The organism is Actinoplanes sp. NPDC021490 (genome assembly GCF_055562135.1).
This window is the reverse complement of record NZ_JBVHFW010000001.1, coordinates 281,492-300,056: the sequence shown is the minus strand read 5'-3', so window position 1 is coordinate 300,056 and position 18,565 is coordinate 281,492. Positions and strand designations below refer to the sequence as shown.

General features: G+C 69.4%; 15 protein-coding genes. 4 read left to right on the top strand and 11 right to left on the bottom strand.

Annotated features, from left to right (window positions below; all coding sequences use genetic code 11):
* Positions 1-29 precede the first annotated feature (29 nt).
* The 5 genes from ACZ3I4_RS01375 to ACZ3I4_RS01355 are packed head-to-tail and all read right to left on the bottom strand — an operon-like array spanning position 30 to position 4,921.
* The gene (locus tag ACZ3I4_RS01375) at positions 30-1,019 is read right to left on the bottom strand and encodes a zinc-dependent alcohol dehydrogenase family protein (RefSeq protein ID WP_465379853.1); all 990 of its coding nucleotides are present in this window, start codon (positions 1,017-1,019) and stop codon (positions 30-32) included.
* Complete coding sequence (locus ACZ3I4_RS01370; protein WP_465379852.1) at positions 1,016-1,831, bottom strand: carbohydrate ABC transporter permease; 816 nt, start codon at positions 1,829-1,831, stop codon at positions 1,016-1,018. Before ACZ3I4_RS01370 ends, ACZ3I4_RS01375 begins: the two co-directional genes overlap by 4 nt.
* Positions 1,828-2,748 (bottom strand): carbohydrate ABC transporter permease, encoded by a 921-nt coding sequence (locus ACZ3I4_RS01365; RefSeq protein WP_465380441.1) that lies wholly within the window; start codon positions 2,746-2,748, stop codon positions 1,828-1,830. Before ACZ3I4_RS01365 ends, ACZ3I4_RS01370 begins: the two co-directional genes overlap by 4 nt.
* A gap of 5 nt (positions 2,749-2,753) precedes the next feature.
* Positions 2,754-4,112, bottom strand: a complete 1,359-nt coding sequence (locus ACZ3I4_RS01360; protein WP_465379851.1) for an ABC transporter substrate-binding protein — start codon at positions 4,110-4,112, stop codon at positions 2,754-2,756.
* A gap of 47 nt (positions 4,113-4,159) precedes the next feature.
* Positions 4,160-4,921, bottom strand: coding sequence for a DeoR/GlpR family DNA-binding transcription regulator (locus ACZ3I4_RS01355; RefSeq protein ID WP_465379850.1), 762 nt, complete (start codon positions 4,919-4,921; stop codon positions 4,160-4,162).
* A 287-nt stretch (positions 4,922-5,208) separates the two neighbouring features.
* On the opposite strand from ACZ3I4_RS01355, the gene ACZ3I4_RS01350 reads away from it, so the two are divergent.
* Positions 5,209-7,440, top strand: coding sequence for a putative bifunctional diguanylate cyclase/phosphodiesterase (locus ACZ3I4_RS01350; protein WP_465379849.1), 2,232 nt, complete (start codon positions 5,209-5,211; stop codon positions 7,438-7,440).
* Between the two features lie 111 nt (positions 7,441-7,551).
* On the opposite strand, the gene ACZ3I4_RS01345 is transcribed toward ACZ3I4_RS01350, so the two are convergent.
* The 3 genes from ACZ3I4_RS01345 to ACZ3I4_RS01335 all read right to left on the bottom strand — a co-directional run bounded on the left by ACZ3I4_RS01345 (position 7,552) and on the right by ACZ3I4_RS01335 (position 10,900).
* Positions 7,552-7,959: a hypothetical protein gene (locus ACZ3I4_RS01345; protein WP_465379848.1), complete on the bottom strand. Its 408-nt coding sequence runs from the start codon at positions 7,957-7,959 to the stop codon at positions 7,552-7,554.
* Between the two features lie 294 nt (positions 7,960-8,253).
* Positions 8,254-8,694 carry an NUDIX hydrolase gene (locus ACZ3I4_RS01340; protein ID WP_465379847.1) on the bottom strand — a complete coding sequence of 147 codons (441 nt, stop codon included), beginning with the start codon at positions 8,692-8,694 and terminating at the stop codon, positions 8,254-8,256.
* A gap of 10 nt (positions 8,695-8,704) precedes the next feature.
* Positions 8,705-10,900: a putative bifunctional diguanylate cyclase/phosphodiesterase gene (locus ACZ3I4_RS01335; RefSeq protein ID WP_465379846.1), complete on the bottom strand. Its 2,196-nt coding sequence runs from the start codon at positions 10,898-10,900 to the stop codon at positions 8,705-8,707.
* A gap of 200 nt (positions 10,901-11,100) precedes the next feature.
* Here ACZ3I4_RS01335 and ACZ3I4_RS01330 point away from each other — a divergent pair, with 200 nt between their 5' ends.
* On the top strand, positions 11,101-11,553 hold the full coding sequence (locus ACZ3I4_RS01330; RefSeq protein ID WP_465379845.1) for a GNAT family N-acetyltransferase: 453 nt from the start codon (positions 11,101-11,103) through the stop codon (positions 11,551-11,553).
* On the top strand, positions 11,553-12,581 hold the full coding sequence (pseI, locus tag ACZ3I4_RS01325; RefSeq protein ID WP_465379844.1) for a pseudaminic acid synthase: 1,029 nt from the start codon (positions 11,553-11,555) through the stop codon (positions 12,579-12,581). Before ACZ3I4_RS01330 ends, pseI begins: the two co-directional genes overlap by 1 nt.
* Positions 12,582-12,624: 43 nt before the next feature.
* Here pseI and ACZ3I4_RS01320 read toward each other — a convergent pair whose 3' ends face one another.
* The gene (locus ACZ3I4_RS01320; RefSeq protein WP_465379843.1) at positions 12,625-14,490 is read right to left on the bottom strand and encodes a methyltransferase domain-containing protein; all 1,866 of its coding nucleotides are present in this window, start codon (positions 14,488-14,490) and stop codon (positions 12,625-12,627) included.
* Complete coding sequence (locus ACZ3I4_RS01315) at positions 14,490-15,329, bottom strand: hypothetical protein (protein WP_465380440.1); 840 nt, start codon at positions 15,327-15,329, stop codon at positions 14,490-14,492. The genes ACZ3I4_RS01320 and ACZ3I4_RS01315 overlap by 1 nt, the downstream gene beginning before the upstream one ends.
* 396 nt (positions 15,330-15,725) lie before the next feature.
* Here ACZ3I4_RS01315 and ACZ3I4_RS01310 point away from each other — a divergent pair, with 396 nt between their 5' ends.
* Positions 15,726-16,364 carry a GNAT family protein gene (locus ACZ3I4_RS01310; protein ID WP_465379842.1) on the top strand — a complete coding sequence of 213 codons (639 nt, stop codon included), beginning with the start codon at positions 15,726-15,728 and terminating at the stop codon, positions 16,362-16,364.
* On the opposite strand, the gene ACZ3I4_RS01305 is transcribed toward ACZ3I4_RS01310, so the two are convergent.
* The gene (locus ACZ3I4_RS01305) at positions 16,361-18,529 is read right to left on the bottom strand and encodes an MMPL family transporter (protein WP_465379841.1); all 2,169 of its coding nucleotides are present in this window, start codon (positions 18,527-18,529) and stop codon (positions 16,361-16,363) included. The genes ACZ3I4_RS01310 and ACZ3I4_RS01305 overlap by 4 nt on opposite strands.
* Positions 18,530-18,565 lie beyond the last annotated feature (36 nt).

The following is an 18,565-nucleotide window of genomic DNA, read 5'->3' as shown; positions in this document are numbered from 1 at the left end:
CTACCTGACAACTGGCCGTAAGGGTTCACTCACGGTTCGATGAGGATCTTCCGTCCGACACCGGCCCGGAACTGGTCGAGCGCCTCGGCGTAGCCGGCCAGCGGGAACCGGTGGCTGACGAAGATGGACGGATCGAGCACGCCGGCCGCGAGCATCTGCCCGGCCCGGTCGAAGCTGTGCAGCACCGCCATCGAACCGGTGATGGTGATTTCGCGCCGGTAGATCTCGTACGGCTCGATCGCCACCCGGGCGTCGTAGTTGGCCACGCCGAACTGCAGAAAGGTGCCGCCCCGGCCGACCCGGCCCAGCCCGTCGCGGATCGCCGCCTCGGCGCCCGTGCAGTCGATGACCACGTCCCAGCCGCGCGGGGCGTCCAGCTCGTCGGCCGAGGTGGTGGCCGCGGTGCAGCCCAGCCGCCGGGCCGTCTCGAGCCGGGCCGGGTTGAGGTCCACCACCGATACCGATTCGGCGCCGGCCCGCTTGGCCAGCTCGAGCATCATCAGGCCCATCGTGCCCGAGCCGTAGATCAGGTACGAGGTGGCCATGGCCCGGGGCAGCACGTCGAACCCCCGTACGGCGCAGGAAAGCGGCTCGATGAGCGCCGCGTCCTTGGCCGCGAGGTGGCTCGGCAGCTTGAACAGGTTGGCCATCGGCGCCGTCACGAATTCGGCCGCGCCACCGCTGGCCGTCACCCCGATCGCGGCCCAGTTCTCGCACTGGTTGCCCCGCGCCCGTTTGCAGTAATAGCAGTAGCCGCAGTACAGCGACGGGTCGACCGCGACCTGGTTGCCGACCGCGTAGCCGGACACCGCCGAGCCGACCGCGACGATCTCGCCGGCGAACTCGTGCCCGGGCACGATCGGGAACGACGGGGCGAACTCGCCGTCCATGATGTGCAGGTCGGTGCCGCAGATGCCGACGGCGGCCGGCTTGACCACCACGTCGGTGGGGCCGGGGGTCGGGTCCGGCACCTCCTCGATGGCGATCGTGCCGGGGGTGACGACGACTGCTGCTTTCACTTGACGGCTCCCATCGAGAGACCTCGGACCAGCTTGTTCTGGGCGACCCAGCCGGCGATGAGCACCGGCAGCGAGACGATCGTGGCGGCGGCGCAGAGCCGGGCCAGGAACGCGCCCTCGGACGAGATGAACCCGACCAGGAAGATCGGCGAGGTGCCGGAGGCCGTGGCGGTCAGATTCACCGCGAGGAAGAACTCGTTCCAGGCGAAGATGAAACAGATCAGCGCGGTCGCGGCCAGACCGGGGCTGACGATCGGCAGGATGATCTTGCGGATCGACGTGAGCAGGCCGGCCCCGTCGACCTCGCCCGCCTCCAGCACCTCACGCGGCACCTCGAGCAGGAACGACCGCATCATCCAGACCGCGAGCGGCAGGTTCATGCTCGTGTAGAGGATGACCATGGTCCAGATGTTGTCGAGCATGCCGAGGTGCTTGACCAGCAGATAGACGGGCAGGAAGGCGGCCACGGCCGGCATCATCTTGGTGCTGATGAAGAAGAACAGCGAGTCGGACCACTTGGCCACCGGACGCAACGACAACGCGTACGCGGCCGGGGTGGCCAGCAGGACGACCAGGATCGTCGAGAAAATGCTGGCCATCAGCGAGTTGAGCAGGAACGGCGTGATGTTGCGGTCGAAGACCTGGGCGTACTGGGCCAGGGTGGGCGCGAAGAACCAGGACGGCGGGTTGGTCGCGGCCACGTTCTCCTGTTTGAAGCTGGTGAGCACCATCCAGATGACCGGGAAGACGAACACGATCCCGGCGATCCAGGCGACCACTCCCCAGACGGAGTTCTGAAGCCGGGCCCTCATCGGTTCTCCTCCATCTTGAAGAGGCTCGAGATGACCCGCAGCGCGAAGGTGGCGACGATGATCGTCAGGATCACCACGATGACACCGGCCGCGGAGGCCTCGCCGTACTCGAACTTGCGGAACATCGTCAGGTAAATCTCGTACGGCAGATTGGTCGTGGCCGTTCCGGGACCGCCCTGCGTGATCGTGAAGATCGCATCGAACGTGTTGACCAGGTAGATCGAGCCGAGCAGCGCACCCAGCTCCAGGTACTGCCGCAGGTGCGGGATCGTCATGCGGCGGAAGATCTGCCACGCGTTCGCGCCGTCGACCCGGGCCGCCTCGAGCACGTCGTTCGACTGCGACTGCAGGCCGGCCAGCAGGATCAGCATCATGAACGGCGTCCACTGCCACACGAGCGTGGCGATGACGGCCGCCTTCGGATACGAGGACACCCAGTCGGTCGAGCCGCCGAAAAGACCGTTGATGAGCCCGTACGTCGGGTTGAAGATCGCGTGTTTCCAGAGGAGCGCGGCGGCGATCGGCATCACCAGGAACGGCGTGATGAGCAGGGTCCGGACGACGCCCCGGCCGAAGAACTTGCGGTCCAGCAGGATCGCGAAGACCAGGCCCAGGATCAGCGAGCAGAGCACCGCGCCGGCCGTCAGGAGCACCGTGTTGAACAGCGCCGACCGCAGGCGTGAATCGGACAGCACGGTGACGTAGTTGTCGAACCCGACGAACGGCTTGTCACCGGGCCGGAGCGCGTTCCAGCTCGTGGTCGACAGATAGATCGTGTAGAGGAACGGCACCTGCGTGATGACGATGGCGAAGATCAGCGCGGGCAGCAGGGGCGCCCGGCGTATCCAGCGGTCCTTGGCTCCGCCCTTGGTGGGCCGGACGGGCGGCTGAGTCCGCTCGTCCGGCCGGGCAACCATGGTTGTCACTTGTACTTCTTCGCCACATCGTCGGCCTGCTTCTGACCGTCGGCGAGCGCCTTGTCGACCGTGGTGCTGCCGGCGATGGCCGCGCTCACCTCCTGCGACACCTTGGTGCCGAGGTCGGCGAACTCGGGGATGCCGACGAACTGCACACCGAGCGCCGGCCGCGGCTGCACGCCGGGGTTGGTCGGGTCGGCGTGCTCGATCGAGCCGAGCGTGACGTCGGCGAACGCCTTGGCCGACTCCTTGTACTCCGGGATCGAGTAGGTCGAGGTGCGCTTGCCGGACGGAACGCGCGACCAGCCGAGCTTCTCGCCGACCAGCTTCTCGTAGTCCTTGCTCGTCGCCCAGGACATGAACTTCCAGGCGGCGTCGGCCTTCTTGGTGGTCTTGGGCATGGCCCACGCCCACGTCCACAGCCAGCCGGAGTACTCGGTCTTGTTCACCGGGGCGTACGCGTAACCGACCTTGCCGGCCACCTTGCTGGCGTTCGGGTCCTCGAGCGTGCCCGCGGCGGACGTGGCGTCGTACCACATGGCCGCCTTGCCCTGGCCGAACGTGTTGAGGCACTCGGTGAAGCCGGACTGCGGGGCGCCGGGCTGCCCGTGCTGCTTGAGCAGGTTGACGTAGAAGTTCGTCGCCTCCTTGAACTCGGGCGAGTCGACCTTCGCGGTCCAGTCCTTCTCGAACCAGGTGCCCCCGTACGTGTTGACGACGGTGGTCAGCGGCGCGAACAGCTCGCCCCAGCCGGGCAGGCCGCGCAGGCAGATGCCCGAGACGCCCTTGCCCTTGTCGTCGAGCTTGGCCGCGAACTCGGCGACCTGGGCCCACGTCGGCTTCTCGGGCATCTTGAGACCCTTGGCCTCGAAGAGTTCCTTGTTGTACATGAGGAACGACGACTCACCGTAGAACGGGGCGGCGTACATCTTGCCGTCCTCCCCGCTCAGCGACGACACCATCGGCTTGATCAGGTCGTTCACGTCGTACGAGGAGTCGGCCTGGGCCTGCGTCGAGACCTCGTGCAGCCAGCCGTTCTTGGCCCAGATCGGCACCTCGTACGCGCCGACCGTGGCCACGTCGTACTGTCCGCCCTGGTTGGCGACGTCCTGGGTGACTTTGTCGCGAAGCTCGTTCTCCGGGAGGATCGTGAACTTCACGGTGATCCCGGTCTGTTTGGTGAAGTTCTCGGCGGTCAGCTTCTGGATGTCCTCCATCTGCGGGTTGCCGACCATCAGCGCCGTGATGGTGTTGTCGGCCGAGTCGCCGCCGCCGCTGGTGGTCGAGCCGGCCCCCGAACAGCCGGTCGTGACCATCAGCAGGCCGGCCGCCGTTGCGGCCGCCGCCTTTGCGAATCTGGGCATGGTGGAACCTCCGTTTTATTCGAAAACGGCGAGTGGGGTTTGGTGAATCAGACCCGGATGACCTGAGGTCCCAGCCGGGAATAGCGGTTCGCCTCGGAAACCGGCAATGCGGTGTCCGTGACCAGTGACTCGAAATCAGATATCTCGGCGAATCGACAGAATGTGCGTACGCCGAATTTCGTGTGTATGCCGACGAAGACCCGGCGGCGGGCGGCCGCCACCGCACGCGCCTTCACGTCGGCCACGGCCGGGTCCGGCGTGGTCAGCCCGACCTCCCGGGAGATGCCGTTGGCTCCGATGAAGGCCAGGTCGATCACGAAACCGGAGAGCATGTTGCCCGCCCAGTGGTCGACCGTGGCCTGCGTGCGGCCCCGCACCCGGCCACCGAGCAGCAGCACCGTGGCCGGCGTGGACGAGGCCATCCAGGCCGCGGTGTTGAGCGACGCGGTCACGATCGTCAGCGGCCGGTCGGTCGGCAGCGCCTCGGCGATCAGCTGAGGCGTGAAACCCTCGTCGATGAAGATCGTCTCGGCGTCCCCGATCAGGCCGGCCGCGGCGGCCGCGATCCGGCGCTTCTCGGGAACCCCGCGGATGGTCCGCATCGCCAGGTCGGTCTCGAATTTCGCGGTCTCCACCGGGTACGCCCCGCCATGCGTACGCCGAATAAGACCGTGCTTTTCCAGCAGACGCAGGTCGCGGCGAATTGTTTCGGCCGAGACGTCGAGTTCCGCCGAGAGCTTTCCGACCTCGACCTCTCCGTGCCGGCGGGCCAGCGCGACGATCTGATGCTGCCGCTCATCCGCATTCAATTGCCGCCACCTCCGCCCTCGTTGACCGACCTATTTGTAACACCGGAGAAACCTGTGGCCTCCATCACAAGCCCCGCTGATTCGTTGTTTACTTGCCCGTTTGCCCGGGCGTGAAGACCGAGCAAGATCACCTCAAGTTATGATCAAACACCCATATCGTTTGACCGTTTACGCGGAAACCATGACCACATCGTGACCGGTCGTGTGAGCTCGGGCGCGACCGCCTATCCGCATCCGCCCACCCCCGGTTTCCTCAGGTGGGCCTCCGCGGGGCCGATTTTCAACCCGTGCATGCGACGGATCAACTGACAGAGTTCCTGTCCGCGGTGGCCGAACGGCCCGCTGGACCGGCCGCGCATCACGCCGCCGTGGAGTGCGCCGCCCGCGCCCTCGACGCGGACGTCGCGGTACTGATGATCGACGGCGGCGTGGTGGCCGCCATCGGGCTCCCCGCCCAGGAGGTGCCGGCGTACACGCTCGCCGAGATCGCCGTCGGCCGCCGCACCACCCTCGAGTTCGGCGACGGCCGGTACGCGGTCACGTTCGCCACCATCGGCGGCGACAGCCCCGGCGTCCTGGTCCTGGGCCGGCTCAGCGGCTCGTTCACCGCCGAAGAGGTCTGCCTGCTCCGCGGCATGGCCCGGGTCCTCGAGCTCAGCCTCCAGTCGCTCCAGGTGATCGAGTCGGAGCGCCGCTACGCCGAGGAGAACGGCCGGCTGCTCGGCTACCTCGACCACGGCCGCCGGGTCTTCGAGGAGCTGGGCACCGTCCAGCGGGCGATCGGCCGCCGGGCCCCCGTAACCCAGGTCTTCGACATGGTCGTCACGGCCGTACGCGATCTGCTCGGCGTGGACCTGGTCACCATCAGCATGGTCGACCGGGACGACTCGTCGCGGATGAGCGTCGTGGCGTCGACCGGCATCCCCGCCGACGCGGTAGCCCACCTCCAGCGCCTCCCGCTGCCCAGCGGCGGCGTCTCCGGCCTGACCATCCTCGGCGACGAACTGCTCGCGGTCGAGGACTACGCCACCTCGCCGATCGCCCTCTCCCCGATGGCCGCGGCCGAACTCCGCTCGGTCATGGCCGCCCCCATCCACGAGACCGGCCAGGCCGCGGGCAGCATCGCCGTCGGCACGCTGGGCGCCCGGCGCGACTGGGACAAGCCGGCCCGCGAGATCCTGCAGGCCTTCGCCGAACACCTCAGCCTCGCGCTGACCGACGCGCGCACCCAGGAGGCCATGAGCCAGGCCTTCCTCGACACGCTCACCGGCCTGGCCACCCGCGCGCTGTTCCAGACCCGCATGGAGGAAGCGCTCAGCCCGTCCGGCCCCGGCGGCGCCGTGCTCTTCGTCGACCTCGACCGTTTCAAGGTCGTCAACGACTCGCTCGGGCACGCGGCCGGCGACGCGCTGCTCACCGGTGTGGCGTCCCGCATCCAGGACTGCCTGCGCGAGGGCGACACGGCCGCGCGGCTGGGCGGCGACGAGTTCGCCGTACTGCTGCCCGGTCTGCACAGCGCCGACGAGGCCATTCCCGTCGCCGAGCGCATCCTGGCCGCGCTGCGCGAGCCGTTCGACCTGCTCGGCGCCGAAACCTTCATCAGCTCCAGCATCGGCGTCGCGTTCAGCGGCCCCGGCGAACACGCGAGCTCGGTGCTCATGGTCCACGCCGACCTCGCGATGTATCAGGCGAAAAAGCTGGGCAAAGACCGGTACGAGGTGTTCGAGCCGAACATGCAGGAGGCGTTCCAGGCCAACATCGCCCTGGAAGCCGACCTGCGCCGCGCGGTCGTGCGTCACGAGTTCGAGCTGCGCTACCAGCCCATCGTGAACCTGCAGACCAACGAGATCAGCGGCGTCGAGGCGCTGATCCGCTGGATGCACCCCGAACGCGGCATCGTGCCACCGATGGACTTCATCCCCCTCGCCGAGGAAACCGGCATGATCGTGCCAATCGGCGAATGGGTCCTGCGCGAGGCCACCGCCCGCGTCGCCGAGTGGAACTCCCGCCGCGAGGGCCCACCCCTGAGCGTGAGCGTCAACGTCTCCGCGGTGCAGCTCGAACAGGCGTCCCTGACCCAGATCGTCGAGTCGGCCCTGTCCGACGCCAACCTGGCACCCCACCAGCTCGTACTCGAACTGACCGAGTCACTGCTGGTCGACCACCGACCGGCCACCCTGACCCGGCTCGAAGAGCTCAAGGCCCTGGGCGTACGCCTGGCCATCGACGACTTCGGCACCGGCTACTCTTCCCTGGCCTACCTGCGGCGCTTCCCCGTAGACATCATCAAAATCGACAAGTCCTTCGTGGACGACGTGGTCGACGAGCCCACCGCGGCCGCCCTGACCCACGGCATCATCCAGCTGGGCCGCGCCCTGCAACTCTCGACGGTCGCCGAGGGCATCGAACACGCGGGGCAGCTGTCGTCGCTGGCCGGCGGGAACTGCGAGATGGGGCAGGGGTATTACTTCGCGGAGCCTTTGACGGGGGCCGCGCTCAACGAGCTGCTCTTTCCGTAGCGCCCGCTTCCCCTCTGTCGCCGACGTACCGGTTGGGACTGAATCATGCCCCCGGCCGATCAACTCATCGGCCGGTCACATCGCGGGCCCAGGACGGACTCGGCCTGGGTTTTACGCTGCGCTCGCTCCCGCATCGACGAGAACGGCACACAGCCGATCAGCACTCTCGTTCGTCAGGTCATCCCATACCGGTCGTGAGGGATCATCAACCCGCTGGGAAGCCTCACCGAAATCCAGGCCACCGTGCTCCCTCAGAGACGCAACCACCCGATAGCGATCGCGCCCGGGGTCGGTGACGAACAATGCGGTGGCGCCCCCGTGTTCCACCCGCCACGGCGCCGGGTTGCCTTGCCTCACATATCGCCACCACTCCCTCGATCCGAGGGCAGCGAAGATCAGAACGAAACTTAACGACTGGAACGCTGAAGCCACCAAATCGGGCACCACGGCTGACGAGAGAGCGGTCACGGCGCTCAGCAGCACCACGACGATGACGCGCGGTGCAGCACGGCGAAGCATCCCGCCGATCGAACGGTCCCGACGGCCCAACGGCGCGTGCACCCGTCCATCAGCCACAGATTCGCGCCCTTCTGAAGCACCGTCGCGCGAAATATCGTACGAGAGAAACGGCTCGCGTAGTCAGCTGATAAGCCGAGCATCATCAGCCGAGAGCGCCGATCTGGCCGCCGCCCTGGGCTGTCTGGCGAGCAATTTACGAGAGTGACCACCGGATCGAGGCCGCAGCGGGCGCTACGGCCGTTCGGCGCAGTGAGGTCGCCGTGTCGGGCCGAGAACAGGACAGGACTCGTACGTCTAAAGGAGCGTGACAATCTCCCCCAGCTCGGGCGGCTCCAGGCGGCCGGGAAGCGAAGCGAAGTCGGCCGGTGTGACCCAGGCGTGGCTGATCAGTTCGGTGGCCTCGTACGGCTGCAGGCCGTCGCGCGACAGCGGTGGGCCGGCGGTGTCGTAGCGGGCGGCGAAGAACTGTTCCGTGCCGGTGTAGAGGCGGCCCTTCCACTGGGAGTGGCGCATGACGTCGATGAAGTGGTCGCCGACTCGGGACGGGTCGAGACCGGTTTCCTCGGCGAGTTCGCGCCGGGCGGCCTGCAGCGGGGTCTCACCCTCGTCGATTCCGCCGCCGGGTGGCTCCCAGATCACGGCGCCGTTCACGGGGTCGCGCCATTGCATGAGGAGCACCCGGCCGTCGGCGTCGAAGCAGATCACTCGGGCGGCAGGCCGGTGGGTGCTCTTCATGACCTCGACCCTAAGCGTCCGCGGCACGCTCAAGAGCGGGAGACAGCAGGGCCTCGAAGTCGGGGGCGGGCATCGGGCGGGCGAACAGGTAGCCCTGGGCGGCCCGGTAGCCGAGGGCGCGCAAGCGGGCGGCCTGTTCCTCGGTCTCGACGCCCTCGGCCACGGCGCGCAGGCTCAGCGCCTGGGCCAGGTGCACGACGCCGGCGGCCACGGTGATCCGGTCGTCGGGGGCGGCCTGGGTGAACGAGCGGTCGAGCTTGACCTCGTCCACGGGCACGTCGTGCAGCAGGCTCAGCGTCGAGCTGCCGGTGCCGAAGTCGTCGAGCGCGAACTTCACCCCGAGCGCCCGCAGGTCGTGCAGGGCGGCGTGGGATTCGCCCGGCTCGACCGGCATCGACTCGGTGACCTCGAGGGTGACCCGGGCGGGGGCGACGCCGTGCTTCTGCAGCAGGCCGGCCACGTACGGGGCGAAGTCGGGCTCACGCAGGTCGCGGGCCGAGATGTTGATGTTGAGGGCGGTGCCGGCGGGCCACTCGGCCATCCGGCGCAGGGCGGCGCTCAGCACCCAGCGGCCCAGCGGGACGATCAGGCCGGTGCGTTCGGCGACCGGGATGAACGCGTCCGGGGCGAGCGTGCCGTGCACCGGGTGGGCCCAGCGCACCAGCGCCTCGGCGCCCAGCACCCGGCGGTCCTCGCCGAGGGCGACGATCGGCTGGAAGAGCAGGAACAGCTGGTCGTCGCGGATGGCCCGGGGCAGCTCGGCGCCCAGGTCGGCGTGGCCCGCGGAGGTGGCGCCCATCTCGGGCTCGTAGTGCAGCGACGCGGTGCCGGGGATGGCCTTGGCCGCGTACATGGCGATGTCGGCCTGACGCAGCAGCACGCTCGGGTCGTCGCCGGCGCGGCCGTCGGCGATGCCGATGCTGGCCCGGATCGGCAGCTCGTGACCGTCGGCCAGGACCGGCGCCTTCAGGGCTTCGATCATGCGCCGGGCGGCGAGGTCGGCCGCTTCCGGGTCGGCCCCGTCGAGCACCACGACGAACTCGTCGCCGCCGAGCCGGGCCACCGTGTCCTCGGCGCGCACGCAGCCGTTCAGCCGCTGGGCCACGGCGATCAGCAACTGGTCGCCGACCTCGTGACCGAGCGTGTCGTTGACTTCCTTGAAGTCGTCGAGGTCGATCAGCGCGACGGCGACCGGCCGGCGGTCGGGCGCCTCCACGGCCCGGCGCAGCCGCTCGTGGAAGAGCACACGGTTGGGCAGCTGGGTGAGCGCGTCGTGGGTGGCGCCGTGGTCCAGGCGGTGCAGCAGGCGGCCGTTGTCCTGCAGCGCCGTGATCTGGCGGATCACGACGACCGCGGTCAGCAGCACGGCCGCGATCACCACGATCCGGCGGTCACTGCTGTCGTTGTGCCAGGTCACCGCGAGCAGCAGCCCGTCGACGGCGGCCACGGCGACATAGGGCAGCAGGCTGAACGGGCGGCGGCGGACCGGTTTGGCGCCGCGGTGCGGGCCGGTCGGGGCGTTGCGCTGGCGGTGGGTGGCCAGCACGGCGCAGAGGAACAGCGCCGGCAGGTCGACCATGTCGGGGAACAGGTTGGGGTCGAGCGGGGCGAACAGCGGTCGCAGGACCGGCCCGACCGCGCCGACGGCCACCGCGACCCCGATCATGCGGAGCGCCCCGGCGTCCATCTGGTTCTGGCTGGTCAGCAGGAATTTCGCGACGGCGAAGACGGCGAGCAGGGCGAGCAGGGTCAGCGCCAGCGACGGGATCAGCACCCTGGGGTCCCCGTCCTCGAGCGCATAGCGGCCCGAGAAGTGCCACATGAAGACGGCGCAGGCCAGCATCACCGTGCCGGCGTCGAGCACCACCCGGAACAGGTCGCCGCGGGTCTGCTGGCCGAACGGCAGGCGCAGGAGCGCGTACATGACGAGCAGGACGGCGATGCCCTGGAAGGCGATCTGTCCGGCGCCGACACCCGCGCGGGCCGGGTCCGCCGCGGTGAGCACGTGGTAGGCCTGGGCCGCGTTGCCCAGCCCGACCGGGACGCAGACCACCGCGATCCGGTTCCAGAACTGGCGGACCGGTGGCGCCAGGTGCTCGGCGCGGGCGGTCCGGTGGCTTTCGAGCCCGAGGACCGCCGCGCCGAGGATTCCGGGCAGCCACAGGAACACCCAGGGGATCACTGGCGAGATCGCGTTGATCGTCACTGCGATCACCGTGAACGCCAGCAAAGCCCCGGACGCGAGGAGTGGTCGGCCGGGCCGACCCCAGAGCACGTCCATGCGGTCCGCCTCTCGAGAGAAAAGAGCTTCCCGTTTGATCGGCTGAGGCGGGGCGAGGGTGAGGAATCGGGCTGTGACCTAGGTCCCCGGCGGAACGGCTCGCGGGGCGGCCATACTTTGTCACTGTGCTGCGACCTGCGACCTACGCCGAACGGGACATGATCCTGCCCTGGCGAAACCACGAGTCGGTGCGTGCCGTGAGCCTGACCACGCACGAGATCAAGCCCGAGGAGCACGCGAAGTGGTGGGAAAAGCGCTGGCGTGATGTGCTGATCTACGAAGACGATCGGGGCACGCCCGCCGGCGTCGTGATCTTCGACGAGAACACGTGGTCCTTCTACCTGGACGTCGCCGGTCTGGGCGACAGGCTGCTCGCGGCGTGGATGCGGCTGGAGAAGGAAGCCGTGGAATACGCGTTCGGCACACTTGGTCTGGAGACCCTGGGCGGGGAAACGCTCGCCGACAACAAGCAGGTGCTCGCGCTCCACCGCCGGTTCGGTTTCAAGGAGACGCGGCGCTACGAACGACTCGTCGACGGCGAGATGAAAACCGTCGTCTGGACGGAGAGAGGGAAGTAATGACTAAGTTCGGGCCCGACAAGCGGCCGTACATCGTCGCGGAGATGTCCGGGAACCACAACGGCTCCCTCGACCGGGCGCTCGCGCTGGTCGACGCGGCGGCCGACAACGGCGCGGACGCCATCAAGATCCAGACCTACACGGCCGACACCATGACCGTGGACGTCAAGCACCCGCGCTTCCAGATCTCCAAGGGCCACGAGCTGTGGTCCGAGGCTTATCTGTACGACCTGTACGAGCGCGCCCACACGCCGTGGGACTGGCACCAGCCGATCTTCGACCGGGCTCGCGAGCGGGGCATCACGCCGTTCTCCAGCCCCTTCGACCGTACGGCGGTCGAGCTGCTCGAGAAGCTCGACGCCCCGATGTACAAGATCGCGTCCTCGGAGATCACCGACCTGCCGCTGATCCGCCTGGCCGCGAGCACCGGCAAGCCGATCATCATCTCGACCGGCATGGCCTCGGTGAAGGAGATCGCGGCCGCGGTCGAGGCCGCCCAGGGTGTCGGCGCCACCGACATCACGGTGCTGAGCTGCACCGCGTCCTACCCGGCGCCGCCGGAGTTCACCAACCTGCGCCGCATCCCGGTGCTGGCCCAGATGCTCGAGCTGCCGATCGGCCTCAGCGACCACACGCACGGCATCGGCGTGCCGATCGCGTCGGTCGCGTTCGGCGCCTGCCTGATCGAGAAGCACGTCACGCTGGACCGTGCCGACGGCGGCGTCGACTCGGCCTTCTCGCTGGAGCCGGCCGAGCTCAAGGCACTGCGCATCGAGTCCGAGCGGGCCTGGCAGGCGCTGGGCACCACGCACATCGGCCCGACCGAGGCCGAGAAGGAGGGCCTGCGGTTCCGCCGGTCGCTCTACGTGGTGGCCGACGTCAAGGCGGGCGACAAGGTGACCCCGGAGAACGTCCGGTCGATCCGCCCGACCGGTGGGCTCGAGCCCGACTCGATCGGGCTGGTCATGGGCCGCACCTTCACGGCCGACGCGGCCAAGGGCACGCCGCTGAGCTGGGAACTGGTCTAGGGCATGAAGAAGGGGGCCGCTCAGCGGCCCCCTTCTTGGAAGATCAGCGTACGGCGTTCGACTGCGCCTCGGCCGCCTTGCGGGCTCGCCGTCCGCGCAAGAATTTCCGGCCGTCGCGCATGATCACCCGGTAGGCGCTGCGCGAGATCCAGAGGAACCGGCCGGCCCAGGTCTTCTTGTAGAACTGAACCTCCCAGTCCATCTTGCTGACCTGCAGGTCACGCGACTTGATGATCTGCTCGGTCCAGTCCATCATCGCCAGCAGGTGGCTCGCCTGGTATCGCTGACGCCAGAGCGCCTCGGTGAGCTCGCGATAGCCGGCCACGTCGACCGCGGCCGAGCCCGGCGAGACGGCCAGCAGCTGGAGCCGCCGGTCGTGCTGGTCGGGCAGGCTGAGACCGAATTCCGCGGTCTCGAGCCGCACCTGCAGGTCGACCGCCTCGCGTACGCGGTCGGCGCCGATGCCCAGATTGACCATGCCGAGCATGGTCGCGGTCAGGTCGACCGCGTTCGAGGCGATCGACCACGGGTGCGGCTGACCCGAGGTGATCAGCTGGACGGCGAACTGCCAGACCGCGCGGACCTCGGCGGTCTCCAGCGGCACCGGCTCGACCGGCTCCCAGCGCGTGGGCAGCAGCGACGGGCCGTCCTCGGTGACGAAGACGTCGGCCAGGCCGGCCAGGGCGACCGGGCCGGTGAGCAGGCCGTCCTGGGCCTGCGAGCGCACCCAGGCGTCGAACTGGGCCAGCTCGACCCGCATCCGGCGCAGGTCGTTGGTCGACGCGAGGTGCAGCAGGCGCTCCTCGAGCACATAGCCGACGTCGGCCCCGGGAGCCTGGGGATCGCTGACGCGGCGCAGGCCCTCCCGCTCGATCGGGCCCTCGAGCGGTTCGAGCACCGTGGTGTGCACCTCGCCGCCGGCGGAGGTGACCTCGTAGGCGAAGCTGCCGCGGGCGTCGCCGATCAGCAGCTCGTGCCGCGCGATGGCCGGGGCCTCGCCCGGGCCTCGGGCGATGACCAGCCAGGCCGGGGCGACGGTGCCCTCGGCGCCGGCCCGCAGCGCGCGGTTGACCAGGTGGCGCGGGTCGCTGAGCACCGGCCGGCCACGGAACGCGGCGCCGATCGCCTGGGACAGCGCCGTGCCGAGGCGGGGACGCAACGGCGAGGAGACCTCGCCCAGCAGGCCCTCGCCGATCAGCACGGTGGGGGTGGCCGGCTCGGGGAACGCCGCGTAGGACGCGGCGACCGTCAGACCGGACTGGGCGAGCCGGGCCGCCAGCTGCTCCGGCGAGGCCGGGCGCTGGGTGTCGTTCTCGTCGTCGGTGTTGTACCAGTCCGAGTCGAGACGCTCACGGGCGCCGGGCTCGAGGCGGACGGTGTGGTGCACGCCGAGACGGTTGTCGTGCATCAGCAGCAGCACGCCGTCGGGCTGCACGGCCTCGGCCAGCCGGTCGATCAGCTGACCGGCCGACATCTGCTCGCCCTCGGCCGAGTTGAGCCGGTCGACGCCGTCGGCCGCGACCACGAGGTCGAACTTCTCGGCGGCGTCGAGCTTGACCGCGGCGCCGGCCAGGACGGTGACCCGCGAGTGGTTGCGGGCCGCGTCCTCGGCGTCGATCAGCGAGCGGAGCAGCCAGGACACGGAGGCGCCGGTGTCGGCCAGCGCGACCACGACCTCCTCGGCGTGCGGGCCGGCGACCAGGACGGTGCGGCCCGGGCCGGCGTACTGGCTCAGCAAGTGGCGAAGGACGGCGCCGCGCGGCAGCGCCTGACTGCGCTGCGGGTCGCGGTCGCTCCAGGCGAACATCTCGCCGCCGACGCGCCGCAGGTTGTTGACCGGCGGGGCGGAAAGGGCGGCTGCGAAGTCCGTACCCTGGTTCGGAAGCAGGGCAGCGGAGCGCTCCGACATCACTTCACCCTCTCTTTGGAAGCGGGCCAGCCCAGAATGGCGCGCAGTTCGTCGGGATGGGCCAACTCGTCGGCGCCCAGCTGCTGGCGGGCCAGCGCGTGGGTCACGGCTTTGTCGGTCTGGTACCCATAAAGCTCAGGCCACTGCCGGCGCAGACGGGGCTCGCCGCCGAACGTGGGGTCAGCGTTGTCGAGGACCATCGGGTCGCCGTAGACGGCGGCCTCCCGGCCGGCCAGCGCGCCGTACCAGACGGCGCTGCACAGCCGGTTCGACACTACTCGCCGGTGGCGTCGCAGCTCCTTGAGCTGGCCCACCAGGAACTCGCGGTTGTGATCGCGCCACCAGAAACCGCGGTAACCGTGACAGATCACCCGGAAACCGGCGTTCTCGTAGATCTTGCGCACGCTCTTCATCCTGTACTCGTTCCAGTACAGGCAAGCCGTGACCGGGCCGGATTCGGCCGAACGGACCTCGTCGATCAGCTTCTGGTGGTCGCCGCTGATCTGCTGGCCCTCCCACCCGTGGAACGGGTAGAAGATGGTGCCCTCGGGCTCGGGCGCGTCGGCCGGCTCGGGCTCCATCTCCAGCAGGTACGCGAAGGGGGCGCCGACCACGATGACGTCGCGGCGGCCCTGCGACCAGGAACGACGACGGGTCTCCTCGGACCAGACGAAGATCTTGCTGCCGTCTACGAACGGGGTGCCCGGAGCGAGGCCGTCACCCATGTTCCAGCCGTGCTGGAGATACCCCTGCAGGCGGGGCGGGTGCAGCGGATCGGGCAGATCGCAGTAGCGGGCCAACAGGTGGGCGTGACCGTAGTGATAGTTGGCGTGATGCATTCCCTCGTCCATCGCCGGCTGCTGGTGGCGCCATCTCGGTTCGCTCGGGGCGCGCGATTTCGCCGGGCCTGGCCCTGCCACGGCCCGTCAATTCGATGCCGAAAGGTACCACTCAAGGTTAAGTTCCGCGCGGGCCGTTAGGGAATCGTTCCCCGGTCGCCACGGCGAGCCGTAGCCCCGAAATGTCCGCAGGTGACCAGCAAACAGCCCTCGGACGGGTGATCCTGATGAGCCGCTGTGTGTCGGATATCACCTGATCACCCCATAACTTCCTGGTCGGGCGACGCCCATCAAGATCGTCACCTACAGTGGACACTCATGGGCCGGCCGGGGCCGGGCGCCGCCACGTCCGCCCCGGCCTCCCGGCTGCTGGTCCCCCGATAGGAGGATCGTGGCATGGAGTTGGCCAAGATTTTGGCAGCGGCGGCGGCCGGAGACTTTCCCGAGCCCGATGGCGGCACCACGATCGTGCCGCAGCCCAGCCCCCGTGATGCCGGGGTGCTGGCCCTCACCGCCCACACGGTGATCTTTCTCGACGACGACCCGGAGTGGCTCCGAGCGACGATCGCCGCTACCCGCAGTGATCCGCTCGCCGCCACGATGAACCCGGTCTTCCTGGCCGCGCTGCTCGCCCGCACCGGCCGCACGACCGACACGATCGACCTGCTGACCGTGGCCGGCGCCCTCCCCGGCCCGGCCCAGCTCCCCCTGACCGATCAACAGCAGGACCATCCCCGCGTACGCCGGGCGCTGAGTCACCGCGACGACGTGCGCACCTGGTCGGTGCCCGGCGGCCTCCTGACGATCGGGCGCGGGGTGGCCGGCCGCTGGGAGGTCTCGGTCGAGGTCGACGAGCAGGTCCGCGACCGTGGCCTGGGCCGGGCGCTGGCCCTGGCCGCCCGCCACCTGATCCCGGACGGCGACGTGATCTGGTCGCAGCAGGCCACCGGCAACGCACGCAGCATCCGCGCCTTCCAGTCGGCTGGTTACCGACCGGTCGGCGCGGAGCTCCTTCTGCATCCGGCGAGCGCCTAGACCGGAGCCAGCTCGCGCTCCTGGGAATCGGCGGCAGGCTCGATCGGCGGCGGCTCGTGGGCGATCTGCGGCAGCCAGCCCAGCCACCGCGGCAGCCACCAGTTCTTCTCGCCCAGCATCGCCATCACGGCCGGCAGCAGAACGGCCCGGATGATCGTCGCGTCGAGCAGCACCGCCGCGGCCAGTCCGATGCCGAGCTGCTTGGTCGAGGCCAGGGGCAGCGTCGCGAACAGCGCGAACACCGCCACCATGACGACCGCGGCGCTGGTGATGACGCCGGCCGTGCGGCCGATGCCCTCGCGCACCGCCTCCCGGGTCGACAGGCCCCGGTCGTGCCCCTCACGGATCCGGCTGAGCACGAACACGTGGTAGTCCATCGAGAGTCCGAACAGGATGATGAACAGGAACAGCGGCATCCAGTTGATGATCCCGCCCGAGGCCTGGAAGTCGAGCAGGCTCTCGAAGTGGCCGTACTGGAAGACGAAGACCAGCATCCCGTACGCGGCGGCGACCGAGAGCAGGTTGAGGACGACCCCGGTGAAGGCCACCACGACCGACCGGAACGAGACGAGCAGCAGCAGGAAGGCCAGTCCGAGCACGAAGCCGAACACCCAGGGCCGGCTCGCGTCGAGGCGGGCGTTGAAGTCGGCCTCGCCCGCCGCCTCACCGGTGACCAGCGCCGGGAAGGATCCGAAGGCGGCCGGTACGACCGTCTCGCGCAGCTGCTTCAGGTCGGACTCGTGGGCCATGCCCAGCGAGACGATCGCGACCGTGCCGGCCGGGTTGATCCGCGCCTCGACGGGCCCGGCGAACCGGCCGTCGCTCGCCTCCACCTCCGTACGGAGGCGTGCGACCGCGGCCTTGAACTCGGGCGTACGCACCGAGGACGCCTGGACCACGACCTCGACCGGCGACGTCTCGCTGGGGAAGGCCTCGTCGATCGCCTGGTACGCCTGCACGATCGGCGCGGTGGCCGGCAGGTCCTCGATGCCCTCGCCCTTGGTCCGCAGGTCGAGCATCGGTGCGGCGATGACGGCCAGCACGCCCACGGCCAGCACGGCCGAGATCAGCGGCTTGGCCAGCACCAGGCGCAGGAAGCCGTTCCAGACCCGGCCGTCGCTGCGGCGCCGGTACAGGCCCGGGATCTTGATCGCGTCGACCTTGTCGCCCAGCGCCGAGAGCAGAGCTGGGAGAACGGTCAGCGAGCCCAGCACGGCGGTCGCGACGACCAGGATGGTGCCGATGCCGAAGCTGACGAACGTGGTGTCGAAGGTGAGGAACATGCCGGCCATGGCGACGATGACGGTCAGGCCGGAGATCCAGATCGAGCGGCCCGAGGTCTGCGCGGCGATGACCAGGGCGCGGTGCGGGTCGGCGCCGTTGCGGCGTTCGTCCCGTTCCCGGCGGATGTAGAAGAGGCAGTAGTCGACGCCGACCGCCAGCCCGACCAGCAGCATGACGTGCGCGGTGGTGTCGACGGTGGGCGCCAGGTGGCTCGCGAAGGCCAGGAGGCCCATCGCCGCGACCACCGCCATGATCGCCAGCAGGACCGGCAGCAGGGCCGCGACCACCGCGCCGAAGGCGACCAGCAGAATGCCCAGGGTCACCGGGATCGACAGCATGCCGAGGGTGTTGAGCCCCTTGTCGAGCTTGTCGCCGATCAGCTTGTCGCCGCTGGCGTCGCCGCCCTGGGCGATGTAGAGATCGGGGTGGGCCGCCTGCACCCGGGCGACCGTGTCGAGCGACGGCTGCACCCGGTCGGAGGCGTCCTCCGCGTTGCCGGCGATGGCGAACGGGACGAGCGAGGAGCGTCCGTCCGGCGACTCGATCGGCTTCTGGACGTCGACGACGTCCGCGGTCTTCTTGAGGGCCGCGGTCACCTCCGCAACGGCCGCGGCCCGGTTGTCGCCGCTCCGGTTCTGCACGATGACCATCTCGCCGGCCGGCTGCTCCGGGAAGCCCGCCGCGTCGACGATCTGGTCGGCTTTCCTGGTGTCTCCGTGACCCTGGTCGGCGCTGGTGGCCTCGACCGTTCCGACCTGTCCGCTGAGGACGGTGACACCGATGACGAAGGCGATCCATCCGAGGATCGCGAGCGTCCGATGGCGGGCGCTCCACAACGCGGCACGGGCCGCGATTCCCTTGACTTTCTCCGGGCTTTCCATGGCAATGACGCTATGGAGAGCGCGACCGCCGATCGA